The following is a 17,071-nucleotide window of genomic DNA, read 5'->3' as shown; positions in this document are numbered from 1 at the left end:
CGATTTTTACTGTTGCGTACTTGCTATTCCGGAGGATCGTGGAAGGTTTTCACTCTTCAAGATGCTCCGATGCTAGCGACCCGGCTGACAGGCATTTTGATGAAATTAACGACGTGCGTAGCGCACGCGTCCACCTCGTAGGGGGCGTCTGAGCTGATCCCAACTCAATCGTGGAGGACAGCATGACATCGATCAGAAGCAACCGTTCGTCTCTGGCAGCTCTTATTGCCGCGACCACCCTCGGCGGCGTAAGCATGGCTTTTGGCCAAGCGGCACAAATTCCACCAATTCTGGTTACCCCCGACAAGGTAGAGTCCAGCATCGGCACGCTGGACTTTAAGGATGGCGCTCCGAGCCCTGAAACGACAAAGAAGGTGTATGACACACTCGCATTCACCCGAGGCCTCGATGCGTTCCTCAATAGTTACGGCGGTGCGTCCGCCTATGCGATCCATCGGGGCCTTCTCGGCATCGGCGCTGAAGATAATACCGTTACTATCTTTCCTACGCTGATGGATTCAAAGTCGCTATTCCTTACAGCCAACGCCGACACCGTTTACTACTTCAGCGTCGTCGACCTGACGAAAGGACCGATAGTCATAGAGCAGCCTCCAAAGGGGGTCGGCACAATCAATGACATGTGGTTCCAGTGGATCATCGACATCGGCTTCCCCGGTCCCGACCGCGGCGAAGGCGGGAGGTACCTCATCCTTCCACCCGGCTACGACGGTTCGGTTCCTGAAGGTGGCTTCTACGTCGCTCGCTCGAAGACGAACCGGGTTCTCTACGCTTCCCGTGGCTACCTTGTTGACGACGATCCCAAGGCGACGGTCGCGAACATCAAAGAGCACATGAAGATATATCCGTACACGCCAGGGGGCGTGGGTACGAGCATCGCGACCGCTCTGGAAGGAAAGGTTAAGCTTGAAGGCAACCCTGAGATGCCTGCGACCAAGTTCAACGAGGTAAGTGGGAAGGCGTTCAATACGATCCCGCCGAGCGACTACTCGTTCTTCGAGATGATCAACGCCAATATCCAGGCCGAACCAGCGGACTCCTACAACCCGGAACTCGCCGGGCAACTGGCGGCGATTGGTATCGCGAAGGGAAAGGAATTCAATCCAGACGCGCGGATGAAGAAAATCCTCACCGATGCAGCAGCAGTCGGAAACGCGTCAGGACGCGTGCTCAATTGGGATGCCTATAACATTCCAGGTTGGGCCTACTATCCCGGTTCAGGCTGGGCCAACATGCTTTGGCAAGGAGGCGCAAATTTTGAGACCCCGCCGCCGATGATCACCAAAGAAGGGCTGTTCGCCCCGTTGCCGCCGACGGGTGCTCGGACCCTCGACTCCAAGACCGCGTTCTACTACGGCTACACCCTCGACTCTCCTGGGATGATCATGCGGCTGCCCAAGGTTGGCTCGCAGTACCTCATGGGCTTCGTCGATGCAGACAAGAAACCGTATGACGGTGGCAAGACCTACAAGGTGACTCTCCCGCCGAACATTCCAGCCGAAGCATTTTGGTCGTTCACGCTCTACGACAATCAATCGCGGTCGATGCTCGACACGCCGCAGCGCTATCCGCGAGCTGGCAGCCAATCCTATCCCTCACCTGCAGCCGAAGCAGATGCTGATGGCTCCACTACGATCTATTTCAGTCCGACGCAGCCCACGAACGTGAAGCGCGGCAACTGGATACAGACTGTTCCGGACAAGGGGTGGTTCACGCTCCTTCGCCTCTATAGTCCTCTTGAATCTTTCTTTACCAAGGAGTGGCGTCCGAGTGAGGTTGAACTCGTGCCCTGATTTTTAGGCGATCGACCGCATTGGTAGCGCGAGACACCGTGTGTCGCGCTACCAATGCATTACCGTAGCATCAGCTTGGCAGCTTCGGAAAATTTGAACAATCAAGCCGGCGTTTCACTGGCGCCAGACCTCGCCGGGCAGCGCCCGGTGGGATCTTTGAAACGCGAGACCCCCTCGTGCCGACAGAAGAACCAGGGGAATTAGTTCGTATTTGGAATGCCGCGAATTGCGTACCGGTGCGCTGTATCCGGCATCGGCGAGCACGTTTTGAAGAACTTCAAGACCTTCGCTGGTGAGATATCCAGTGAGGCTTTCGGAGGGGCATCATGTTCTCCTTCCGGTCGGGGCTACGGTACGGAGGCCCTCAATCGGAAGCGCCCCAAACAATGGCTTCCTGACGTTTGACTGTGCGCTCATACCATAGACATCGCAATGATAAATGCCCGATCCGCCGTCGAGCGGTCGTTGCTACGGGGCACGGCGGCACTCGATCGGGGTCGAATGGAAGGTGCGGCTGCGCCGGATCGCGCGGCTTACGTGCGCAGATCGCAATGGCATATCGGAGGCAACAAGAGGCTTTGAACGCAGCACCGCGTTTGCGACTATCCCGGCTTTCTCATCTCTTCCATATCATCGGGCAGCACATGCATCCCTGCAGCATGCGCCGCCTTCACAAACGCCTTTCGGGCTGTTCTTCCGTCAGTATGAAAGTCCAAAGCCTCAAGAGAGCTCACAAGCGCGCGATGAAACAGCGTACCCTTTGTGCCAGGCCAACTGGAACTCAGAAGGAGTCCCGACAAATCCCCGACCGATTCGGCATTTTGGTACCTGCCAACTCGGTCGATCTCTACCTGAAGTGGGGAAATGGGAACACGAGTGACATCCATAGCGGTTCATCTCCGTGACATTCGAATTACTAGATGGCGAGTGATTCGTTTTCGTCCAGTGACCAGCACATGTTCGACTTGACTCTTTCATTTAAAATGAGAACATAAAGAGAACAACCAGCGAGGTTCGCACATGACAAGGACAGAGGAAGTCATCGCAAACGCATTGGCCGTCGTGGCTGTATGCCGTGCTGAACGCGAACGCGACGCAGAGCGCCGCAAGCAGGTTTTCGGCAGGCTTGAGATCGGCCGCCCCCTGCCAGTGATCAAGGGTCAGCAGCTAAGCCTGGACCTCCACTGATGCTGCCTATGAAGAAGGAAGACGTTGATTTCGAGGTGCAGGCTGCGCTCGCGTGGCACGATGACGACGTGCACGCCACCATCACCACTCTTCTGGAGGACATCCGGCATTTGCGCCAACAACTCGCGCTTGCAGAACGCGCGATGAGCCGTGGCATGACACGCGGATGGGTGCCGCGCTTCGATCGGTGATCACCGACAGGCTCACCATCGACGCCCCAACGATTGGCCAACTGAAATAGCGTCGGACCAATCCCGTATCTGAACTGAACGAGAGCAAAGGCTGTGCCGTTGGTCGCTTACGAACGTGGCCGAAGCCGGCCAGCTGATTGTTGTAATCTGTCATCATTGCCGGATAACACATCGCTGCCGCCAGACGCGGATGGGTTGATTGCCACGCATTTTATTGTTTTGAGAGAAGTCTGCTTCACCAAAGACTCAACTTAGACTTGAGCGATGGTCGAAACTTCGCTTCTTCTAGCGAATGCCGACACACCGCTCATTCTCACCGAGGTATCAAACGACGAAATCAGTTCGCCCGCTTTTCACCATGCAGGCGTTCTACGTTGCCATCATCGGGGCGGGTGTGGTCGGTTACGTCGCCACTGACCCGGTAACCGCCCTGGCGCCCTTTCACAACCTCTCTAGCTCCTGCAACATCAAGGGCAATGTGAGCATCAACACTGGTGAGCGCATCTATCATGTACCCGGACAGAAGTTTTACGCCGAAACCAAGATTTCGCCGCGCTATGGCGAGCGATGGTTTTGTTCCGAAACTGACGCTCGGGCGGGCGGCTGGATGGCGCAGGGCTAAATCCTAATTAAACTCTGTCATATTGGCACTTTGAATGAGCGAGTTTACCGATGAAGAGATCGCGGCAGAGATGAAACGCCGCAACGAGGCAATCACGCTCAGTCAAGATAGGGGCGCAGCTGAACCGCGTCAGTCGGAGAACGCTCGTGCAAATGCCACATGTCTTCACTTCAACACGCCGATTTTCTCGACGAGCGATAATCCGTTGTGCGTTTGCCTTGATGATTGAGAGACGATAGAGCTGAACAATCAAGATTTCCGACCGGTGGCAGAGATTCTGATATCGCGTTCCAACAGGTTGTCGTCGATCGGCATCCTGCCATCGTCTGTGTAGCGCGTCAGATAATCCCATTGGTTCAGGATGCAGGAGACAGCGTCGCCCAGCTTGGTGCCTGGCAATACCTTCGGCGCGATTTCGTCGGGCCATGCCTTGAGAGCGTCCAAGACGGGTAGGCTGTGTTGCTGGCGAAAGCGACGAATGCGGTCGGCCTGCGTCTGGCCGTCGTCGAGCCTCTGGTCTCGGGCCTGCCGTTCAATCCGATAGAGCTGTTCGAAGAACCGGAGCGCCTGCTCCGGCGGTCCGCCACCTTTCTTTCTGGCTTTGAGGGCATCGACAAAGCGTCGTCTGGAATGAGCCATACACCCAACATGGGTCGCGCCATCCAGTGTGTGCCAGGCGGTATAGCCATCGCTCATCAATATGCCGCGGTAATCGCCGAGGAAGGCCCGCTGACGCCATTTGTCCGGCGGCAAGCATCGGGATCGCGGATCATCGAAGCCGGCGAGCATCGTAGTGAAGGCGGTTGTCTTCAATCACACCTTGATGGGCTGCAGCCCAATCCGCGAGATGCCTCGCGGTCTCGGACAGGGAATGTCCGAGCGGCGTCAGCGTGTATGCGACCTGCGGCGGCGTGTTGTGGTGAACGGTGCGTTCGACCATACCGTCGCGTTCCAGCGTCTTCAACGTCCTCGTCAGCATTTGTTGCGAGATACCGCCCACACTCCGCTTGATTCCATTGAAGCGCTGCGAACCCGCGCGAAGTGCGACGACCACCTGGATTGTCCACTTGTCGCCTACGCGGCTGAGGATTTCGCTGACGCCTCTGCAGTCGGCACCTGATGGTCTGGCGGTCACATCCATGTGCCTTGCTCCTAAAAATATGCTTTTGACGGCCATCTTTAAGTTACATAAGTGGCTGTGGTCAACATTGTAGACCTTGTCTCCGATTTGGAAGTGTCGAGACGGGTAAACCCTACGGAGACCTCCATGAACCTCTTTTATTATCCCGCCGCCTGCAGCTTGGCCGATCACATAGCGCTCATCGAGGCCGGGCTTCCCTACAAGCTCCTCAGCATTGACCGTGAGAGAAAGACCGAAGATGGTCGCAATTTTCTGGCGATTAACCCGAAGGGCTATATCCCGACCCTCGAGATGAACGACGGAACGATCCTCACGGAGAACCAGGTCATTCTGGCCTATATTGCGGAACAGAGCGGCAAGCTCCTGCCCGAAAATCAAATTCTTAGGTGGCGGACATTCGAGGCGCTCGCCTTCATGTCCTCCGAAATCCATGGAGCCTATACCCCGTTCTTTAAAGACTTCCCGGAACCGGAAAAGCTGCGCGCTCGTGAGAAGGTCAAGAAGGCCTTCGCCATTCTTGCCGATCAAATGGGCGACAAGGCATTCCTGGTCAGCAATGAGATGACGATTGCTGACTGCTATCTCTTCTGGATTCTGATGGTCGCGCCAAAGAGCGGCGTTGATCTGCCGGAAAATCTGCGGAACTGCCTGGATCGCATGAAGGCAATGCCTTCTGTGATCCAGGCGCTTGCAGAGGAGGGATTGAGCTGATCTGGCCAGACTCCTAGCAAGCTTGGCATCCCTGCGCTGAGCGTACCGTTATAGCGGTGTGTCTGGGAGGCCGTCGACGAACGGCCGGTTCTGGCGCGAGGGTGACCACCGTCTCACGCCGATGGTCGTTTCCTACAGCTCAATCTGCTCTGCTATCCGAAGGCGTCGTCGACCTCGACGCCCAAGTATCGAACGGTGGTTTCAAGCTTCGTGTGGCCGAGCAGAATTTGAACGGCACGGAGGTTGCCCGTCTTCTTATAAATCTGCGCTGCCTTGGTTCTCCTCATGGAGTGGGTTCCATAGGCATTCGTCTCCAGGCCGATGGAAAAGCGACCCATCGGTGGACAATCCGGGCATACTGCCGCGTCGAGAGATGTTGCGATGTCCTGCGGCGGCCCGGAAAGAGGTAACTGCCGCGTTTCTTCGAACGAATGGAAGCCATGCCAAGAGCGCGGTCTTAGTCTGTTCGGTGACCTTGAACTGGACGGGCCGCTTCGTGTTCTTCTCGATGATTGTCGCTCGATCCCGGATCGAACTTCCAGACCAAAGGTCCTCGACTCTCAGCTTGACGAGATCGCAAGCGCGGAGCTAGCTGTCGATGGCAAGATTGAAGAGTGCCAACTCTCGGATCGCTCCGTTCATTTCGAGCCGAACGCAGATCTACCATACGTTCTTTAGCTGAAGTGGCCCCTTCTGACAAACCAGAACGCCTTTATTCCACGGATATCGTGTAGGCGATAAGGCCATGTCCATAACCAAGTCTCCGCCACACCTCCCACCTCGTCGCCCGTGATGATCGGTCGAATGATACCATGGTTCGTCCTTATCCGGCCCGAAGCAGACGAAGTGTCGGCAGGCACTCACTCGCGGAGCGTATCCGCGACAAGGGCGTTGGCATGACCGTGGCCCATGCCGTGCTCTTGCTTGAGCCAAGCGACCAGCTCCATGTGCTTCTTCCCACTTTGGCTACGGATGAGGTCTTTCCATTCTGCTATTGGACGGCCGTATTTGGCCTCAATAGATGGAAAATAGGAAGCAGGACCCTTCACAGAATTTGTTGCCATGACACCTCCCAAGCAGCAACCGGTTCGCATGTGAAGTGGTAGCACGACCAGACGCGTTGTCACTATCTATGACCGCTAGTGCGCGCATTCCGGCCGCCCTGGGCGTTTAGATTGGTGGCATTTGTTTCTGAGTTCGCTAAGATGCCCCTCATGGCAACCGAACGGTGCGGCTTAAGTAGGGCGTAACGGGGACCGACCTGATGGGACGAATTTCGATGCCAGAGGAAGGGAAGTCGTAGGGCTCTCTGGAGGCAACACCTTTGGCTTCCCTTCCGCTACCCATCCGGCAAGGCGCGCAGAGCCGCTCTATTCCGCCTGTCTTCCTCGACGTTTCCGATTGGCCTTTTCGAGGCGCTTGATCAGCGCCGCTGGGCCAGCGGGGTCGTGGAATGGCTTGGCGTCACCGACAGCCAGTGCATTTCGTGCTTGGCTGCAGGTATTCTAACCCTATCCAAATCATTAGCTGAATTTAGCATCTTTGGCGATGTCCTTCCCCAGTCAGGCTTTTGTAACGATTGAGGAAATTTAATCAGAGAACTGGAAATGCTCTGAATTTCATTTTGAAGCCTACGCACTGCAGTCCTACGAACTCGGCCCATTTTCTGGCAGAAATCGCGGAATGAACCGCTGATCCGAGGGCTGCGAGGCAGATCGCCCACTTGCCGAGGATGATCCGCCACTCCTCGTCCTTCACATATTCCAGAGGCTAACCGTACATGACTTCCTCGCCCCGGATATCGCGGCTGCGCTGGGGTAGTACCGGATGACGATGTCGACACGGTCCATCGGTTCTGCTGAATATCTGGCCAGAAGCTTCGGCCAACCACCCTGCCCTGGGTGTTGGGAGTGCTGTCGAGCGCTGACCGTGCCGCCTCGGCCAATGTCTTCGTCTTCTCCTCGCCATGAAGCGCTGGGGTGACATCCTCGAACTTCGCCTTCAGCGCCTCGAATTCGCCCATGATGTCGAGTCCCTTGGAGAAAGCTGTCCTCTCCATCTTCTGGCTAGAGCGATGCAGGCGCGACGAGCTGCCGTTTCGATGACGGCGTTCGCTACCCGGCCAGCCTTGCGCAGAGAGCTGATGCCTTCGAAGAAGTCGCGATGACGCCGCTCATAGAAGTGATTGGCCCCGATGGGGGCGCGGAGGGCGTCAAGCGCATCGTTGTTGACGAGGCGAGCTCAAGACGATCAATAACTAGTGGGCTCCCCTGGATTGACTTCAACGACCTATGTGAGAGGCTAGCGCGAGCGGACACCGCGAGAAATTGCGCAAACCATGACACCAGAACGATTTAGTGAATGCCTCCTCCATATCCGATGGACGCCGATCAATATTGCGTCGGCGCTGCAATGCGAATTGTCATGGATCGAAGCGCTAGAGGCCGGGAACGAAGAAGTTCCGGCCGGTCTTGCGGCCTGGCTAGAGGCATTGGCCAAAATGCACGAGGCATTGCCAGCGCCGACGACTTACCGAGGTCAGCGGTCAAACCTTTGATCGATATCCGCGGCCGCCCCAAAGGCGCTACCCCCACTATCCACTACGCTTTCGAGGCTTGATGTCGGAGTAGTTCGAGGCCATTTCGTCCTCCCAGCTCGGGCGGCGGAGCTGAAACCCATACTTTCGACATGCTGCAGTCATCCTTACGAGAACACAGACATGCGCCGATTCCTGGAAGCACGGGGATGGTCCCCCCGGCTACGTCTGCCCGCATCACCTCGTAAGCATGCGGCGTAGACCGCAGCCTGCGAGATTTTCGATTTTGAGCGTGCTATTCTTGTTTTATGGATATCGACGAGGACAAGATCGACGATGTGGTGCTGGCGCTGTTGTGGCTGACGCGTCACGACGGGTACCGGGCGTGGAAGGGCTTCGACTGGGCCACGACGGATCGCTTGTTCAGGAAGGGGATGATCGGGGATCCGGTGAACAAGTCGAAGTCATTGATCTTGACGGATGAGGGCCTGCAGCGCTCAGAGCAGCTCTTTCAGGAACTATTCACGCGGCTGCCGCGATAGGGAACCGATGGCATCGGCTGCGGTCGACAGACTAATCGACACACCCTCAAGCGCAAAGCGTTCGCGCTGACGGTTCAGCGGAATATGCTGGCCGAACTTGTCGGGAAGGATCAATGCCGATGTCGATGAACCAGCGAAACAGGAGGTCGTATTCCAACCGCTCCATCAGAAGTCGTTTAGAACGGATCGAATAGAAGGCTTGCAAAAGCATGGCAGGCAGACGTCTTTCAGGCGCGATCGACGGCCGACCGATCGGTGAATAAAGCGCTGCAAACTCCCGTTCCAGTAAAACGAGCGCCTCGTTTGCGATCTGCCGAATTGCACGCAAAGGATGATCACGACGAACACGATCCTCCAGATCGACATAGCTGAATAGTTGGCCCGTCCTCACATCGCCGCCGCGCATCCATCAATTCCGATTTTCGACAAACCCAGTGAATCGACCACGGTCTTCACGCCAGGACCCTTTTCAACAGCCTGCTAGAACTCACGTATTTTGTTGATCACCAACGGGTCCAACATCAAAATCGACCGGCTTTTCGAATCCATCAGCGCGCGTGAAGGACTGATTTACCGCATGCGGCCGTCCCAAGAAAACGCCTTTTCGAAAAAACTACTTGATGCCCAGGGGGAAGCCGACGTCCTGCAGACGCCGACCAGTTCCTGCAAGACGTTGATGGCAGAGCTTGCCGCTCTGCAGGCATATCGAACTGCGCCCTTGCAACTCGGGTTCGCAAAACGTTGGGAACGGACTTCGCGGACCTCAACGTAACCTGAGGCATTGGGTTCTTGGCATGATCCGAACCTGCGGGGCCTTTAGAACTCCTCCCAACTATCATTGGCGGGAGCGCTTGCGGCTTTGGAAGAGTTTCCACCCGAGAAAGCACGCGCCAGCCTGCCAGTCATGGTTCGCGCGGGCGAAGCAGTAGCGACGGCCAGGGTCCGGGTTCCCTGGATAGTTTGGACAGGGACTTGCGTTGCACTTGCGCCGTTTTCGGCCGCCAAACTGAACTGGCTTACCAGATCCTTTAGCTTCGCGGATTCCGTAGCCAGCGTTGCGCCCGCGGCATTTGCTTCTTCTACCATGGCAGCATTCTGCTGCGTGACCTGATCCATCTGGTTGACCGCCGTATTGACCTCCGACAAACCAATCGACTGCTCGCGAGCTGAGGTCGCGATCGCGTCCATATGCTGGTTCATCGTAACGATGAATGACTCGATTTTCTTCAACGCGTCGCCGGTCTCGCTGACAAGCTGGACACCGTTCTGGACGTCCCCATTGGAGTTACGGATCAGGTCCTTGATTTCCTTCGCCGCCTTGGCTGAGCGTTGCGCGAGCTCGCGAACCTCCTGCGCAACGACGGCAAAGCCCTTACCTGCGTCACCGGCCCGCGCAGCTTCGACCCCGGCGTTAAGTGCCAAGAGGTTTGTCTGGAAGGCGATCTCGTCGATGACGCCGATGATGTTCGATATCTCGTTGGAGGATTGCTCGATCTTGCTCATGGCGCCCACAGCGTTGCGGACGACTTCTCCTGACTGGCGCGCGCTCTCATTTGCTTGGACGGCCACGCTGCGGGCCTCCTCGGCACGCTTTGACGAGTTTGTGACGTTTGCCGTGATCTGGTCGAGAGCTGCCGCGGTCTCCTCCAGCGACGCCGCCTGCTGTTCGGTGCGCTTTGAAAGATCGTCAGCGCTTTGGCTAATCTCGCGCGAGCCGCTTTCAATCGAGCTTGTGGCACCCGAAACGGAGGTTAGCGTCAAGCGCAGCTGTTCGACGGCCCGGTTAAAGTCAGCGCGCAGGTTTTCAAAATCATCAGCGAAGCGGTCGGTGAGCTGGAAGCTGAGATCACCAGCAGCCAAGTGCCGAAGACCGTCGGCAAGACCACTTGTGGCCTGGAGCATGGCTTCCGCCCGCGTGCGATCCAGCTCGCTGCTTTGGCGGCGTTCCTCATCCGTCAGCGCGCGTTGCTGGTCGGCGTCATGCTCGAGCTGTCGGGTTCGAAGTGCGTTGTCTTTGAAGATTTGTACAGCTCGGGCCATAGCGCCGACCTCATCCAGACGCTCACCACCCTCGATCGAAGCATCGAGGTTCCCCGCGGCCAACTTTGACATGGTTGCGTTGATACGCCCGATAACTCCACCAAGCGATCGCGCGAAGAGGTAGAAACCTAACAGCGAAAGCAACGATACAATCACCGTTCCGACTATGGTGGTCCACAAAGCGCGAGTTGCATCCGCCGCGACATCGCTTACGTTTGAGGCCACCTCGAGGACGCCGATCGTCTTGCCCGAAAAGTTCTTGAACGGGACAGCATTGACGACAAAGGTCTTGCCCGCGCTTTCGACTTCCTCCTGCACGGATCTTCCGTCGAAGGCATTTTTCAGCTGTTCCTCAGACAACAGGGAATTCTGGCCAGTTGACGCCTGGACCGCGAATTTTCCATCTGCCGCGACATTGACAGTGATGTCACCGTCTATTTTTGCAGCGAGGGGTTCAAAGTAGGCGTTGGTCAAGCCGGTCCCTATGTCGACAACGCCGACCGTCTTTCCGCCACTGATGACAGGCGCGGAAGCAAACATCGAAACAGCCGATTTGCCTGGCTCGATGCCGGCCACCAGCTTGCCGGTCGCCAGTGCCTCGACAACGGTCTTGCGCCGGCCCGTCAAATCATCACCGAATTTATCGGGCGTGTGGATGCGGGCGAGGGCTGTTCCCTTCGCATCGACGAACGTAATGTTCTGGAGCCCGCCGGCATCTTTGATGGTCGGCATCGCTGTGAGATAACGGGCAATCAGATCGTCACGTGCGTTGGACGTCACAAGCTTGGCCACATCAGGCTCGCCCGCGAGCGCAATGGCGAGCGCCGAAGCAGCCTTTTGTTGGGCCGCCATGTCGGTCTCGATCAACGACATATCGCCGGCCGCCTCGCGCTCCAGGGCCTCATGGTTCGAGACGGACTGCCGATACCAGGCGCTCGTGCCAATTGCTACGCTTGAAAATAGCACTGCCGCAAAACCACAAGCTGTTATTGTTACCCAAAGCGGCCGTTTGATTTGTACGTGCGACATTGATGCTCCACCTCAAGAAAAGCAGCATAAGAGGAACAAAACTGGAAATTTTTCTTAAATCTCGAACCAAGTTCCACGCTAGGCGGAACTTGTAGAGTGCGGCTAGCCACTACTCCGGCGTGCCGAGGGAAGCGATGCTCGGACAGAGCGCGACGGCAGTACAACCATCCGAGGCTAGCCGCACAGGGCTGGCCAACACTTTCGCCGAGGGGTTAGCTCGAAATGGTCGCACTGGCCCGGCGGTTGCCGCCAACCTCCTCATCCTGGCAACCCCGCAGCTCCTTCCTAGATCGGTCCCGCTTGCTCGATGAGGACTTTCGCACTGTCGGCATCCGTTATTACGATCGTCGCGAGATCGGCCTGCACGACCGCCCGTAGTATCGCGTGTTTGTGGACACCGCCCGACGCGATGATGCGGGTGGGAATCTTACGATAGCTTTCAATTTCGGGTGAGATGACCTGGCGGTTGAGAACGTGCTCGATCGGTCTTCCCTGGCTATCGAGGTAACGCCCAAGCAGGTCGCCGACCGCTCCGGAGGCGAGCAACTGCTGAACATCCGTGCCGAAGGGCAGGCCGTACTTCACCTGAAGCGACTGCGGCGTGACGTCGCCCACGCTCAGGTAGGAAATATCGACATTGCAGGTCGCGCGGAAAATATCCCGAAACACGGGCTGCGAAACGATTGCTTCGCGCGACTGCGGACTGCCGGCATAGATTGGCGCTGCAAAATAATGGCATTGTGCATTCAGCACCTGGGCGAAGCTGTGCACCACTTCGAATGTGTTGATTTCCGAGCCGCGGGTGAGGCCCCCCATCATCGAGTGCACGTCCATGTCAGGCGCGTTGTGCGAGTTCATCTGGCGCACGGTCTCTCGCATTGTCGCCCCCCAGCCGACTCCGATCGATCTTGGCTTGCGGACCTCGATCATCCGATCGAGATAGGCAGCCGCCCCTCTCCCCAGGATGCGATGCAGCAGCGTCGGGTCGGCGGGCGACGGCACGATGACTGCGTCCTTAAGGCCAAAGGTCGCGCATAGCTTGGCCCCCAGTTCGACGTTCTCGGCCACTCCGGAACTAAAGCTGATGCGAACCACACCCTCCTCTAAAGCCATCGCGAGCAATTCGTTTACCCGTCTCCGAGTGAGATTCATGCGATCTGCGATCTGCGCCTGGGTCAGCCCTTCGACGTAGTAGAGCCACGACGCTTTCACTATTAAGTCCCGCTGATCCAAGATTCCCTCCCAATGACGTTACATATGTCACACCAATGTAGCATTTGTAACTTAATGAATCCCACACTGAATACCAACAGGATTTTGACGCGTGCCGGCAGGCGGAAGCCCGACTGTGCACTGGATAAAAGGGCGATCAAAGAACTGCGAATATGGCGAGCCGCCAAAGGACTTGGCGCACCGAAACAGGCATTTCATAGAAAATTCATTCGACCATTATCGAGCAGACATCAAGCACGCGCAAAGACGAGCGCGATTGCACAGCGGATTATTGCACAAAGGAGACTTCAATGATTTCACTCAACCGACGTAGCGCGCTTGGCCTATTCGGCGCGACTGCCGGCAGCCTGATTCTACCGCGTATGGCATTCAGCCAGGGGAAGCGCCCGTCCGTCACAATCGCCGTTCAGAAGATCACCAACAACAACACGCTGGACGTCTGGAACGAGCAGTCGAACGTCGGTGAACGAGTGTTCTTTCCGAATTTCTGGGAAGGCCTGATCATTCGCGACTGGATGGGCAATCAGGGTCCGCTGCCCGGCCTCGCAACGGAATGGAAGCGCCTTGACGATAAGACAGTCGAGCTAAAACTACGGCCGGGTGTGAAGTTTCACAATGGCGACGAACTCACGGCCGAAGACGTCGTCTTCAGCTTCTCTGCGCAGCGCGTGTTCGGCAACACCCAGCCCGCTGGTGGAAAGACAATCTTCGAGGCCGATCACAAGCCGACGACGGCAAAGGAACTGCCGGCGACCCTGCCGGGCGTTGGCCGCCGTCTGTGGCCTGCCCTTGCTGGCGTTGAGGCCGTCGACAAGCACACCGTGCGCTTCCATAATGCTACCCCCGACGTGACGATCGAAGGACGCCTTTACGCTTTCGGCAGCCAGATCGCCAATCGCCGGGCCTGGGACGAAGCCGCAACCTACGTCGACTGGGCACGCAAGCCGATCACCACCGGCCCCTATATGGTCGGCGAATACAAGCCGGATGTCTCCCTGACCCTCGTGGCGTTCGATGAATATTGGGGCGGCCGCCCTCCCCTGGAACAGATTCGCTTCGTCGAGGTACCTGAAGTCGCATCCCGCGTGAACGGCCTCCTGTCCGGCCAGTACGACTTTGCCTGCGACCTGCCACCGGATCAGATCCCCACGGTTCAGGCAGTTCCAGGCTTCGAGGTGCAGGGCTCGACCATTCTCAACCACCGTATCTCGGTGTTCAACACCCAGAACCCCGTCCTGGCCGACCCGCTAGTCCGTCGCGCCATGACCCACTCCATCGACCGTCAGGCGATCGTCGAAGCTCTCTGGGCCGGGCAGACGCAGGTCCCCGCGGGGCTGCAATTTCCCTTCTATGCCGACATGTTCATTAAAGGCTGGAGCGTTCCCGAGTACAACCCGAAGCTCGCTCAGGACCTGCTGAAGCAGGCCAACTACAAGGGTGACGCAATCCCGTTCCGCCTTCTCAACAACTACTACACCAACCAGACCGCAAACGGTCAGATCATGGTGGAGATGTGGAAGCAGGTCGGCCTCAACGTCGAAATCCAGATGAAGGAAAACTGGGCGCAGATCCACGATCCGGCGGGTGTCAAGGGCGTACGCGACTGGTCGGCAGGTTCCGCCTTCAGCGATCCGGTTTCCTCGATTGTCAACCAGTTCGGTCCCAACGGCGAAGTTCAGCAAAAGAAGGACTGGACCAACGCCGAGGCTAACCAGATGGCTGCTATCCTCGAGACTTCAACAGACCGCGCAGCCCGCAAGAAGGCCTTCGCGCGCATGCTGGAGATCTGCGAACGCGAAGACCCGGCATACCAGGTTCTGCATCAGAACGCCGTCTTCACCGGCATGAAGTCGTCACTCAACTGGAAGGCAGCACCCGCCTTCGCCATGGATTTCCGCTCCAGCAACTGGACCGGCTGATCGCACATTCTTGCCCCGGCACGCCAAAAAGCTGCCGGGGCATCCTAATCTCGGCAGCCGCAAGTTTGCGCTTTGAAGCGTAGGCGATTGAATTTATTGAAGGAGATGGACCGAATGGACTCCAGTCTCGTAGCATTGCGCAATCTGAAGGTAGCCTTCGATGGCGTGCAGGTCCTCCACGGCATTGATCTGCACGTAAAGCGCGGAGAATCCGTTGGTCTCGTGGGAGAATCCGGCTGCGGCAAATCTGTTACGTGGCTTGCGGCGCTCGGGCTCTTGCCCGGCAAGGCGGCGATCACCGGTTCCGTAAAGCTGGAAGGTCGCGAATTGTGTGGCGTGCCCCGCTCAGCGCTGGAGCAGGTTCGCGGCGGGCGGATCGCCATGATCTTCCAGGACCCTTCAAGCTCCCTTAATCCGGTGCAGCGCATTGGTCGCCAGATCACCGAGGCGTTGACGTTGCATCGCGGCCTGCGCGGCGAGACGGCCAGGGCCGAAGCGTTGCGTTTGCTCGATATGGTCGGCATCCCCGATGCGCGACGTCGCATGGATCTTTATCCGCACGAGTTTTCCGGTGGCCAATGTCAGCGACTGATGATCGCCATGGCGCTTGCCGGCGAGCCCGACATCCTGATCGCCGACGAGCCGACGACGGCGCTGGATGCGACGATCCAGGCGCAGATCCTCGACCTCCTCATGCAGGTGCGCGCCGAGACCGGCATGGCGACAGTCTTCATCAGCCATGACCTCGGTGCGGTGGCGCAGGTCTGCGAACGCGTCTGTGTGATGTATGCGGGCCGCATTGTCGAGCAGGGCAGTGTCGCACAGCTGTTTTCCGAACCGCGCCATCCCTATACGCGCGGCCTGTTCGACGCCCTTCCAACCATGGACGGACCCCGCAAGCGCCTCATACCCATCCCCGGCACGGTACCGAACCCCAGGCGCCTTCCCGCCGGTTGTTCCTTCTCTCCCCGTTGTTCACGTGCCGTTGAGAGCTGTCGCACCAATCTTCCGACGCTCGATACACTGGAGGATGGCCGCAAGCTCGCCTGCCTGCGTCCGGTTCCGTCGCGCGATATGCAGCCCTCCCCTTCGCGCGTTGCGGAGCAGGCGCCGTCATGACCCCCCTCCTTGAAGCCAAAGATCTTGTCCGTACCTATCATGTGCGACGCGGCCTTTTTGGCAAGGCAACGCCAGTGCGCGCCGTCGACGGCATCTCGCTCATCGTCAATGCCGGCGAGACACTCGGCATCGTCGGCGAATCCGGCTCGGGGAAATCGACCCTCGGCCGGATGCTGCTCGGTATCGACTCCGCGCAATCGGGCGGTATCCTGTTCGAAGGCAAGTCCATGCCGAAGCTCGCGACGCCGCAATGGCGCGCGCTGCGCGCGAAGATGCAGTTCGTCTATCAGGATCCGCTCGCCGCCCTCGACCGGCGGTTGACGATTGCCGCCCAGATAGGAGAACCGCTGGAAATACACAAGCTCATCCCGAAGCAACACCGCCAGACGCGCATCAACGAACTGATGAAGGCGGTCGGCCTGCGCCCTGATCAGGCAGATCGCTTTCCACACGAGCTGTCCGGCGGCCAGCGCCAGCGCGCCGTCATTGCCAGGGCTCTTGCCTCGCGCCCGAGGCTGATCGTCTGCGACGAACCGGTTTCGGCGCTCGACGTCTCCATCCAGGCTCAGGTTGTCAACATGCTTGCGGATTTGCAGGCGCAGAACCAGCTCGCCATGGTCTTCATCAGCCACGACCTGAAAGTAGTGCGGAACATCGCTGATCGCGTGGCGGTGATGTATCTCGGGCGAATCGTCGAGGAGGCGTCCTCGGACGTGATCTTCAGCTCCCCGCAGCATCCCTACACCAAGGCTCTCGTCTCCAGCGTTGCGGTACCAGGCAGACCGCTCGAGAACCGAGTGATCCTACAGGGCGAACCGCCGAACCCGGCCAGTCGACCCTCAGGTTGCGCCTTCCACCCGCGCTGCCCGATCGCCCGCGACATCTGCCGCACGACGATACCGGAATTGCTCACCATCGGCCAAGCCCGCACCGCCGCATGTCACCTCGTCACCGGCGACAACGCCTCGATCGCTGCGTAGTGGGAGCCA

16 protein-coding genes and 5 pseudogenes are annotated in these 17,071 nt (G+C 58.0%); 11 read left to right on the top strand and 10 right to left on the bottom strand.

Translation table 11 applies throughout. The features are described 5' to 3' along the window. The first annotated feature begins 182 nt into the window (after window positions 1-182). Window positions 183-1,811, top strand: a complete 1,629-nt coding sequence (locus AC1DMK_RS12150) for a DUF1254 domain-containing protein (protein ID WP_477859231.1) — start codon at window positions 183-185, stop codon at window positions 1,809-1,811. A 602-nt stretch (window positions 1,812-2,413) separates the two neighbouring features. Here AC1DMK_RS12150 and AC1DMK_RS12145 read toward each other — a convergent pair. Continuing rightward, on the bottom strand, window positions 2,414-2,698 hold the full coding sequence (locus AC1DMK_RS12145; protein WP_037068553.1) for a DUF982 domain-containing protein: 285 nt from the start codon (window positions 2,696-2,698) through the stop codon (window positions 2,414-2,416). A 133-nt stretch (window positions 2,699-2,831) separates the two neighbouring features. Here AC1DMK_RS12145 and AC1DMK_RS12140 point away from each other — a divergent pair, with 133 nt between their 5' ends. The 4 genes from AC1DMK_RS12140 (at window position 2,832) to AC1DMK_RS12125 (ending at window position 4,041) form a co-directional block, all read left to right on the top strand. Next, a complete protein-coding gene (locus AC1DMK_RS12140) occupies window positions 2,832-2,999 on the top strand; it encodes a hypothetical protein (RefSeq protein ID WP_196246837.1) in 168 nt (55 codons plus the stop codon). After that, a complete protein-coding gene (locus tag AC1DMK_RS12135) occupies window positions 2,999-3,190 on the top strand; it encodes a hypothetical protein (protein WP_037068555.1) in 192 nt (63 codons plus the stop codon). The genes AC1DMK_RS12140 and AC1DMK_RS12135 overlap by 1 nt, the downstream gene beginning before the upstream one ends. A 292-nt stretch (window positions 3,191-3,482) precedes the next feature. Then, window positions 3,483-3,812 (top strand): sunset domain-containing protein, encoded by a 330-nt coding sequence (locus tag AC1DMK_RS12130; protein WP_477859228.1) that lies wholly within the window; start codon window positions 3,483-3,485, stop codon window positions 3,810-3,812. 34 nt (window positions 3,813-3,846) lie between these two features. Further along, a complete protein-coding gene (locus AC1DMK_RS12125) occupies window positions 3,847-4,041 on the top strand; it encodes a hypothetical protein (RefSeq protein ID WP_477859226.1) in 195 nt (64 codons plus the stop codon). 23 nt (window positions 4,042-4,064) lie between these two features. Here AC1DMK_RS12125 and AC1DMK_RS12120 read toward each other — a convergent pair. Beyond that, a pseudogene (locus tag AC1DMK_RS12120) lies at window positions 4,065-4,541 on the bottom strand (IS66 family transposase); the annotation flags it as partial. 40 nt (window positions 4,542-4,581) lie between these two features. Then, window positions 4,582-4,953, bottom strand: a complete 372-nt coding sequence (locus AC1DMK_RS12115) for a winged helix-turn-helix transcriptional regulator (RefSeq protein WP_477859225.1) — start codon at window positions 4,951-4,953, stop codon at window positions 4,582-4,584. A gap of 126 nt (window positions 4,954-5,079) precedes the next feature. Here AC1DMK_RS12115 and AC1DMK_RS12110 point away from each other — a divergent pair, with 126 nt between their 5' ends. Beyond that, on the top strand, window positions 5,080-5,664 hold the full coding sequence (locus tag AC1DMK_RS12110; RefSeq protein ID WP_477859223.1) for a glutathione binding-like protein: 585 nt from the start codon (window positions 5,080-5,082) through the stop codon (window positions 5,662-5,664). Window positions 5,665-5,796: 132 nt separating this feature from the next. On the opposite strand, the pseudogene AC1DMK_RS12105 reads toward AC1DMK_RS12110, so the two are convergent. From AC1DMK_RS12105 to AC1DMK_RS12095, 3 genes and pseudogenes are all read right to left on the bottom strand, one after another. Further along, a pseudogene (locus AC1DMK_RS12105) lies at window positions 5,797-6,306 on the bottom strand (tyrosine-type recombinase/integrase). 218 nt (window positions 6,307-6,524) lie between these two features. Further along, the gene (locus AC1DMK_RS12100) at window positions 6,525-6,728 is read right to left on the bottom strand and encodes a DUF4287 domain-containing protein (RefSeq protein WP_037068563.1); all 204 of its coding nucleotides are present in this window, start codon (window positions 6,726-6,728) and stop codon (window positions 6,525-6,527) included. 937 nt (window positions 6,729-7,665) lie between these two features. Further along, window positions 7,666-7,887: pseudogene (locus AC1DMK_RS12095) on the bottom strand (DnaB-like helicase N-terminal domain-containing protein); the annotation flags it as partial. 115 nt (window positions 7,888-8,002) lie between these two features. On the opposite strand from AC1DMK_RS12095, the gene AC1DMK_RS12090 reads away from it, so the two are divergent. Continuing rightward, window positions 8,003-8,221, top strand: coding sequence for a hypothetical protein (locus AC1DMK_RS12090; RefSeq protein ID WP_477859222.1), 219 nt, complete (start codon window positions 8,003-8,005; stop codon window positions 8,219-8,221). A 287-nt stretch (window positions 8,222-8,508) separates the two neighbouring features. Further along, complete coding sequence (locus AC1DMK_RS12085) at window positions 8,509-8,742, top strand: DUF6429 family protein (RefSeq protein ID WP_037061798.1); 234 nt, start codon at window positions 8,509-8,511, stop codon at window positions 8,740-8,742. Here AC1DMK_RS12085 and AC1DMK_RS12080 read toward each other — a convergent pair. From AC1DMK_RS12080 to AC1DMK_RS12065, 4 genes and pseudogenes are all read right to left on the bottom strand, one after another. After that, window positions 8,743-8,859 (bottom strand): annotated as a pseudogene (locus tag AC1DMK_RS12080) (IS66 family transposase); the annotation flags it as partial. Then, window positions 8,852-9,148: pseudogene (locus AC1DMK_RS12075) on the bottom strand (transposase); the annotation flags it as partial. The pseudogenes AC1DMK_RS12075 and AC1DMK_RS12080, both read right to left, overlap by 8 nt. A 410-nt stretch (window positions 9,149-9,558) precedes the next feature. Then, on the bottom strand, window positions 9,559-11,811 hold the full coding sequence (locus AC1DMK_RS12070) for a methyl-accepting chemotaxis protein (protein ID WP_477859219.1): 2,253 nt from the start codon (window positions 11,809-11,811) through the stop codon (window positions 9,559-9,561). Window positions 11,812-12,096: 285 nt separating this feature from the next. Then, a complete protein-coding gene (locus tag AC1DMK_RS12065; protein ID WP_477859218.1) occupies window positions 12,097-13,044 on the bottom strand; it encodes a sugar-binding transcriptional regulator in 948 nt (315 codons plus the stop codon). Window positions 13,045-13,334: 290 nt separating this feature from the next. Between AC1DMK_RS12065 and AC1DMK_RS12060 the strand changes: the two genes are divergently transcribed. The 3 genes from AC1DMK_RS12060 (at window position 13,335) to AC1DMK_RS12050 (ending at window position 17,062) form a co-directional block, all read left to right on the top strand. After that, window positions 13,335-14,963 carry an ABC transporter substrate-binding protein gene (locus AC1DMK_RS12060; protein ID WP_477859216.1) on the top strand — a complete coding sequence of 543 codons (1,629 nt, stop codon included), beginning with the start codon at window positions 13,335-13,337 and terminating at the stop codon, window positions 14,961-14,963. 105 nt (window positions 14,964-15,068) lie between these two features. After that, the gene (locus AC1DMK_RS12055; protein ID WP_477859412.1) at window positions 15,069-16,082 is read left to right on the top strand and encodes an ABC transporter ATP-binding protein; all 1,014 of its coding nucleotides are present in this window, start codon (window positions 15,069-15,071) and stop codon (window positions 16,080-16,082) included. Beyond that, window positions 16,079-17,062 (top strand): ABC transporter ATP-binding protein, encoded by a 984-nt coding sequence (locus AC1DMK_RS12050; protein ID WP_477859214.1) that lies wholly within the window; start codon window positions 16,079-16,081, stop codon window positions 17,060-17,062. The genes AC1DMK_RS12055 and AC1DMK_RS12050 overlap by 4 nt, the downstream gene beginning before the upstream one ends. Window positions 17,063-17,071 lie beyond the last annotated feature (9 nt).

The organism is Rhizobium sp. 05L419 (assembly GCF_056397845.1).
The sequence above is the reverse complement of the archived record's forward strand: the minus strand, read 5'-3'. Positions and strand labels throughout refer to the sequence as shown.

Coding starts and splice junctions, on each gene's coding strand:
- AC1DMK_RS12150 (WP_477859231.1), top strand. CDS start 183: ATGACATCGATCAGAAGCAACCGTTCGTCTCTGGCAGCTCTTATTGCC.
- AC1DMK_RS12145 (WP_037068553.1), bottom strand. CDS start 2,698: ATGGATGTCACTCGTGTTCCCATTTCCCCACTTCAGGTAGAGATCGAC.
- AC1DMK_RS12140 (WP_196246837.1), top strand. CDS start 2,832: ATGACAAGGACAGAGGAAGTCATCGCAAACGCATTGGCCGTCGTGGCT.
- AC1DMK_RS12135 (WP_037068555.1), top strand. CDS start 2,999: ATGCTGCCTATGAAGAAGGAAGACGTTGATTTCGAGGTGCAGGCTGCG.
- AC1DMK_RS12130 (WP_477859228.1), top strand. CDS start 3,483: ATGCCGACACACCGCTCATTCTCACCGAGGTATCAAACGACGAAATCA.
- AC1DMK_RS12125 (WP_477859226.1), top strand. CDS start 3,847: ATGAGCGAGTTTACCGATGAAGAGATCGCGGCAGAGATGAAACGCCGC.
- AC1DMK_RS12115 (WP_477859225.1), bottom strand. CDS start 4,953: ATGGATGTGACCGCCAGACCATCAGGTGCCGACTGCAGAGGCGTCAGC.
- AC1DMK_RS12110 (WP_477859223.1), top strand. CDS start 5,080: ATGAACCTCTTTTATTATCCCGCCGCCTGCAGCTTGGCCGATCACATA.
- AC1DMK_RS12100 (WP_037068563.1), bottom strand. CDS start 6,728: ATGGCAACAAATTCTGTGAAGGGTCCTGCTTCCTATTTTCCATCTATT.
- AC1DMK_RS12090 (WP_477859222.1), top strand. CDS start 8,003: ATGACACCAGAACGATTTAGTGAATGCCTCCTCCATATCCGATGGACG.
- AC1DMK_RS12085 (WP_037061798.1), top strand. CDS start 8,509: ATGGATATCGACGAGGACAAGATCGACGATGTGGTGCTGGCGCTGTTG.
- AC1DMK_RS12070 (WP_477859219.1), bottom strand. CDS start 11,811: ATGTCGCACGTACAAATCAAACGGCCGCTTTGGGTAACAATAACAGCT.
- AC1DMK_RS12060 (WP_477859216.1), top strand. CDS start 13,335: ATGATTTCACTCAACCGACGTAGCGCGCTTGGCCTATTCGGCGCGACT.
- AC1DMK_RS12055 (WP_477859412.1), top strand. CDS start 15,069: ATGGACCGAATGGACTCCAGTCTCGTAGCATTGCGCAATCTGAAGGTA.
- AC1DMK_RS12050 (WP_477859214.1), top strand. CDS start 16,079: ATGACCCCCCTCCTTGAAGCCAAAGATCTTGTCCGTACCTATCATGTG.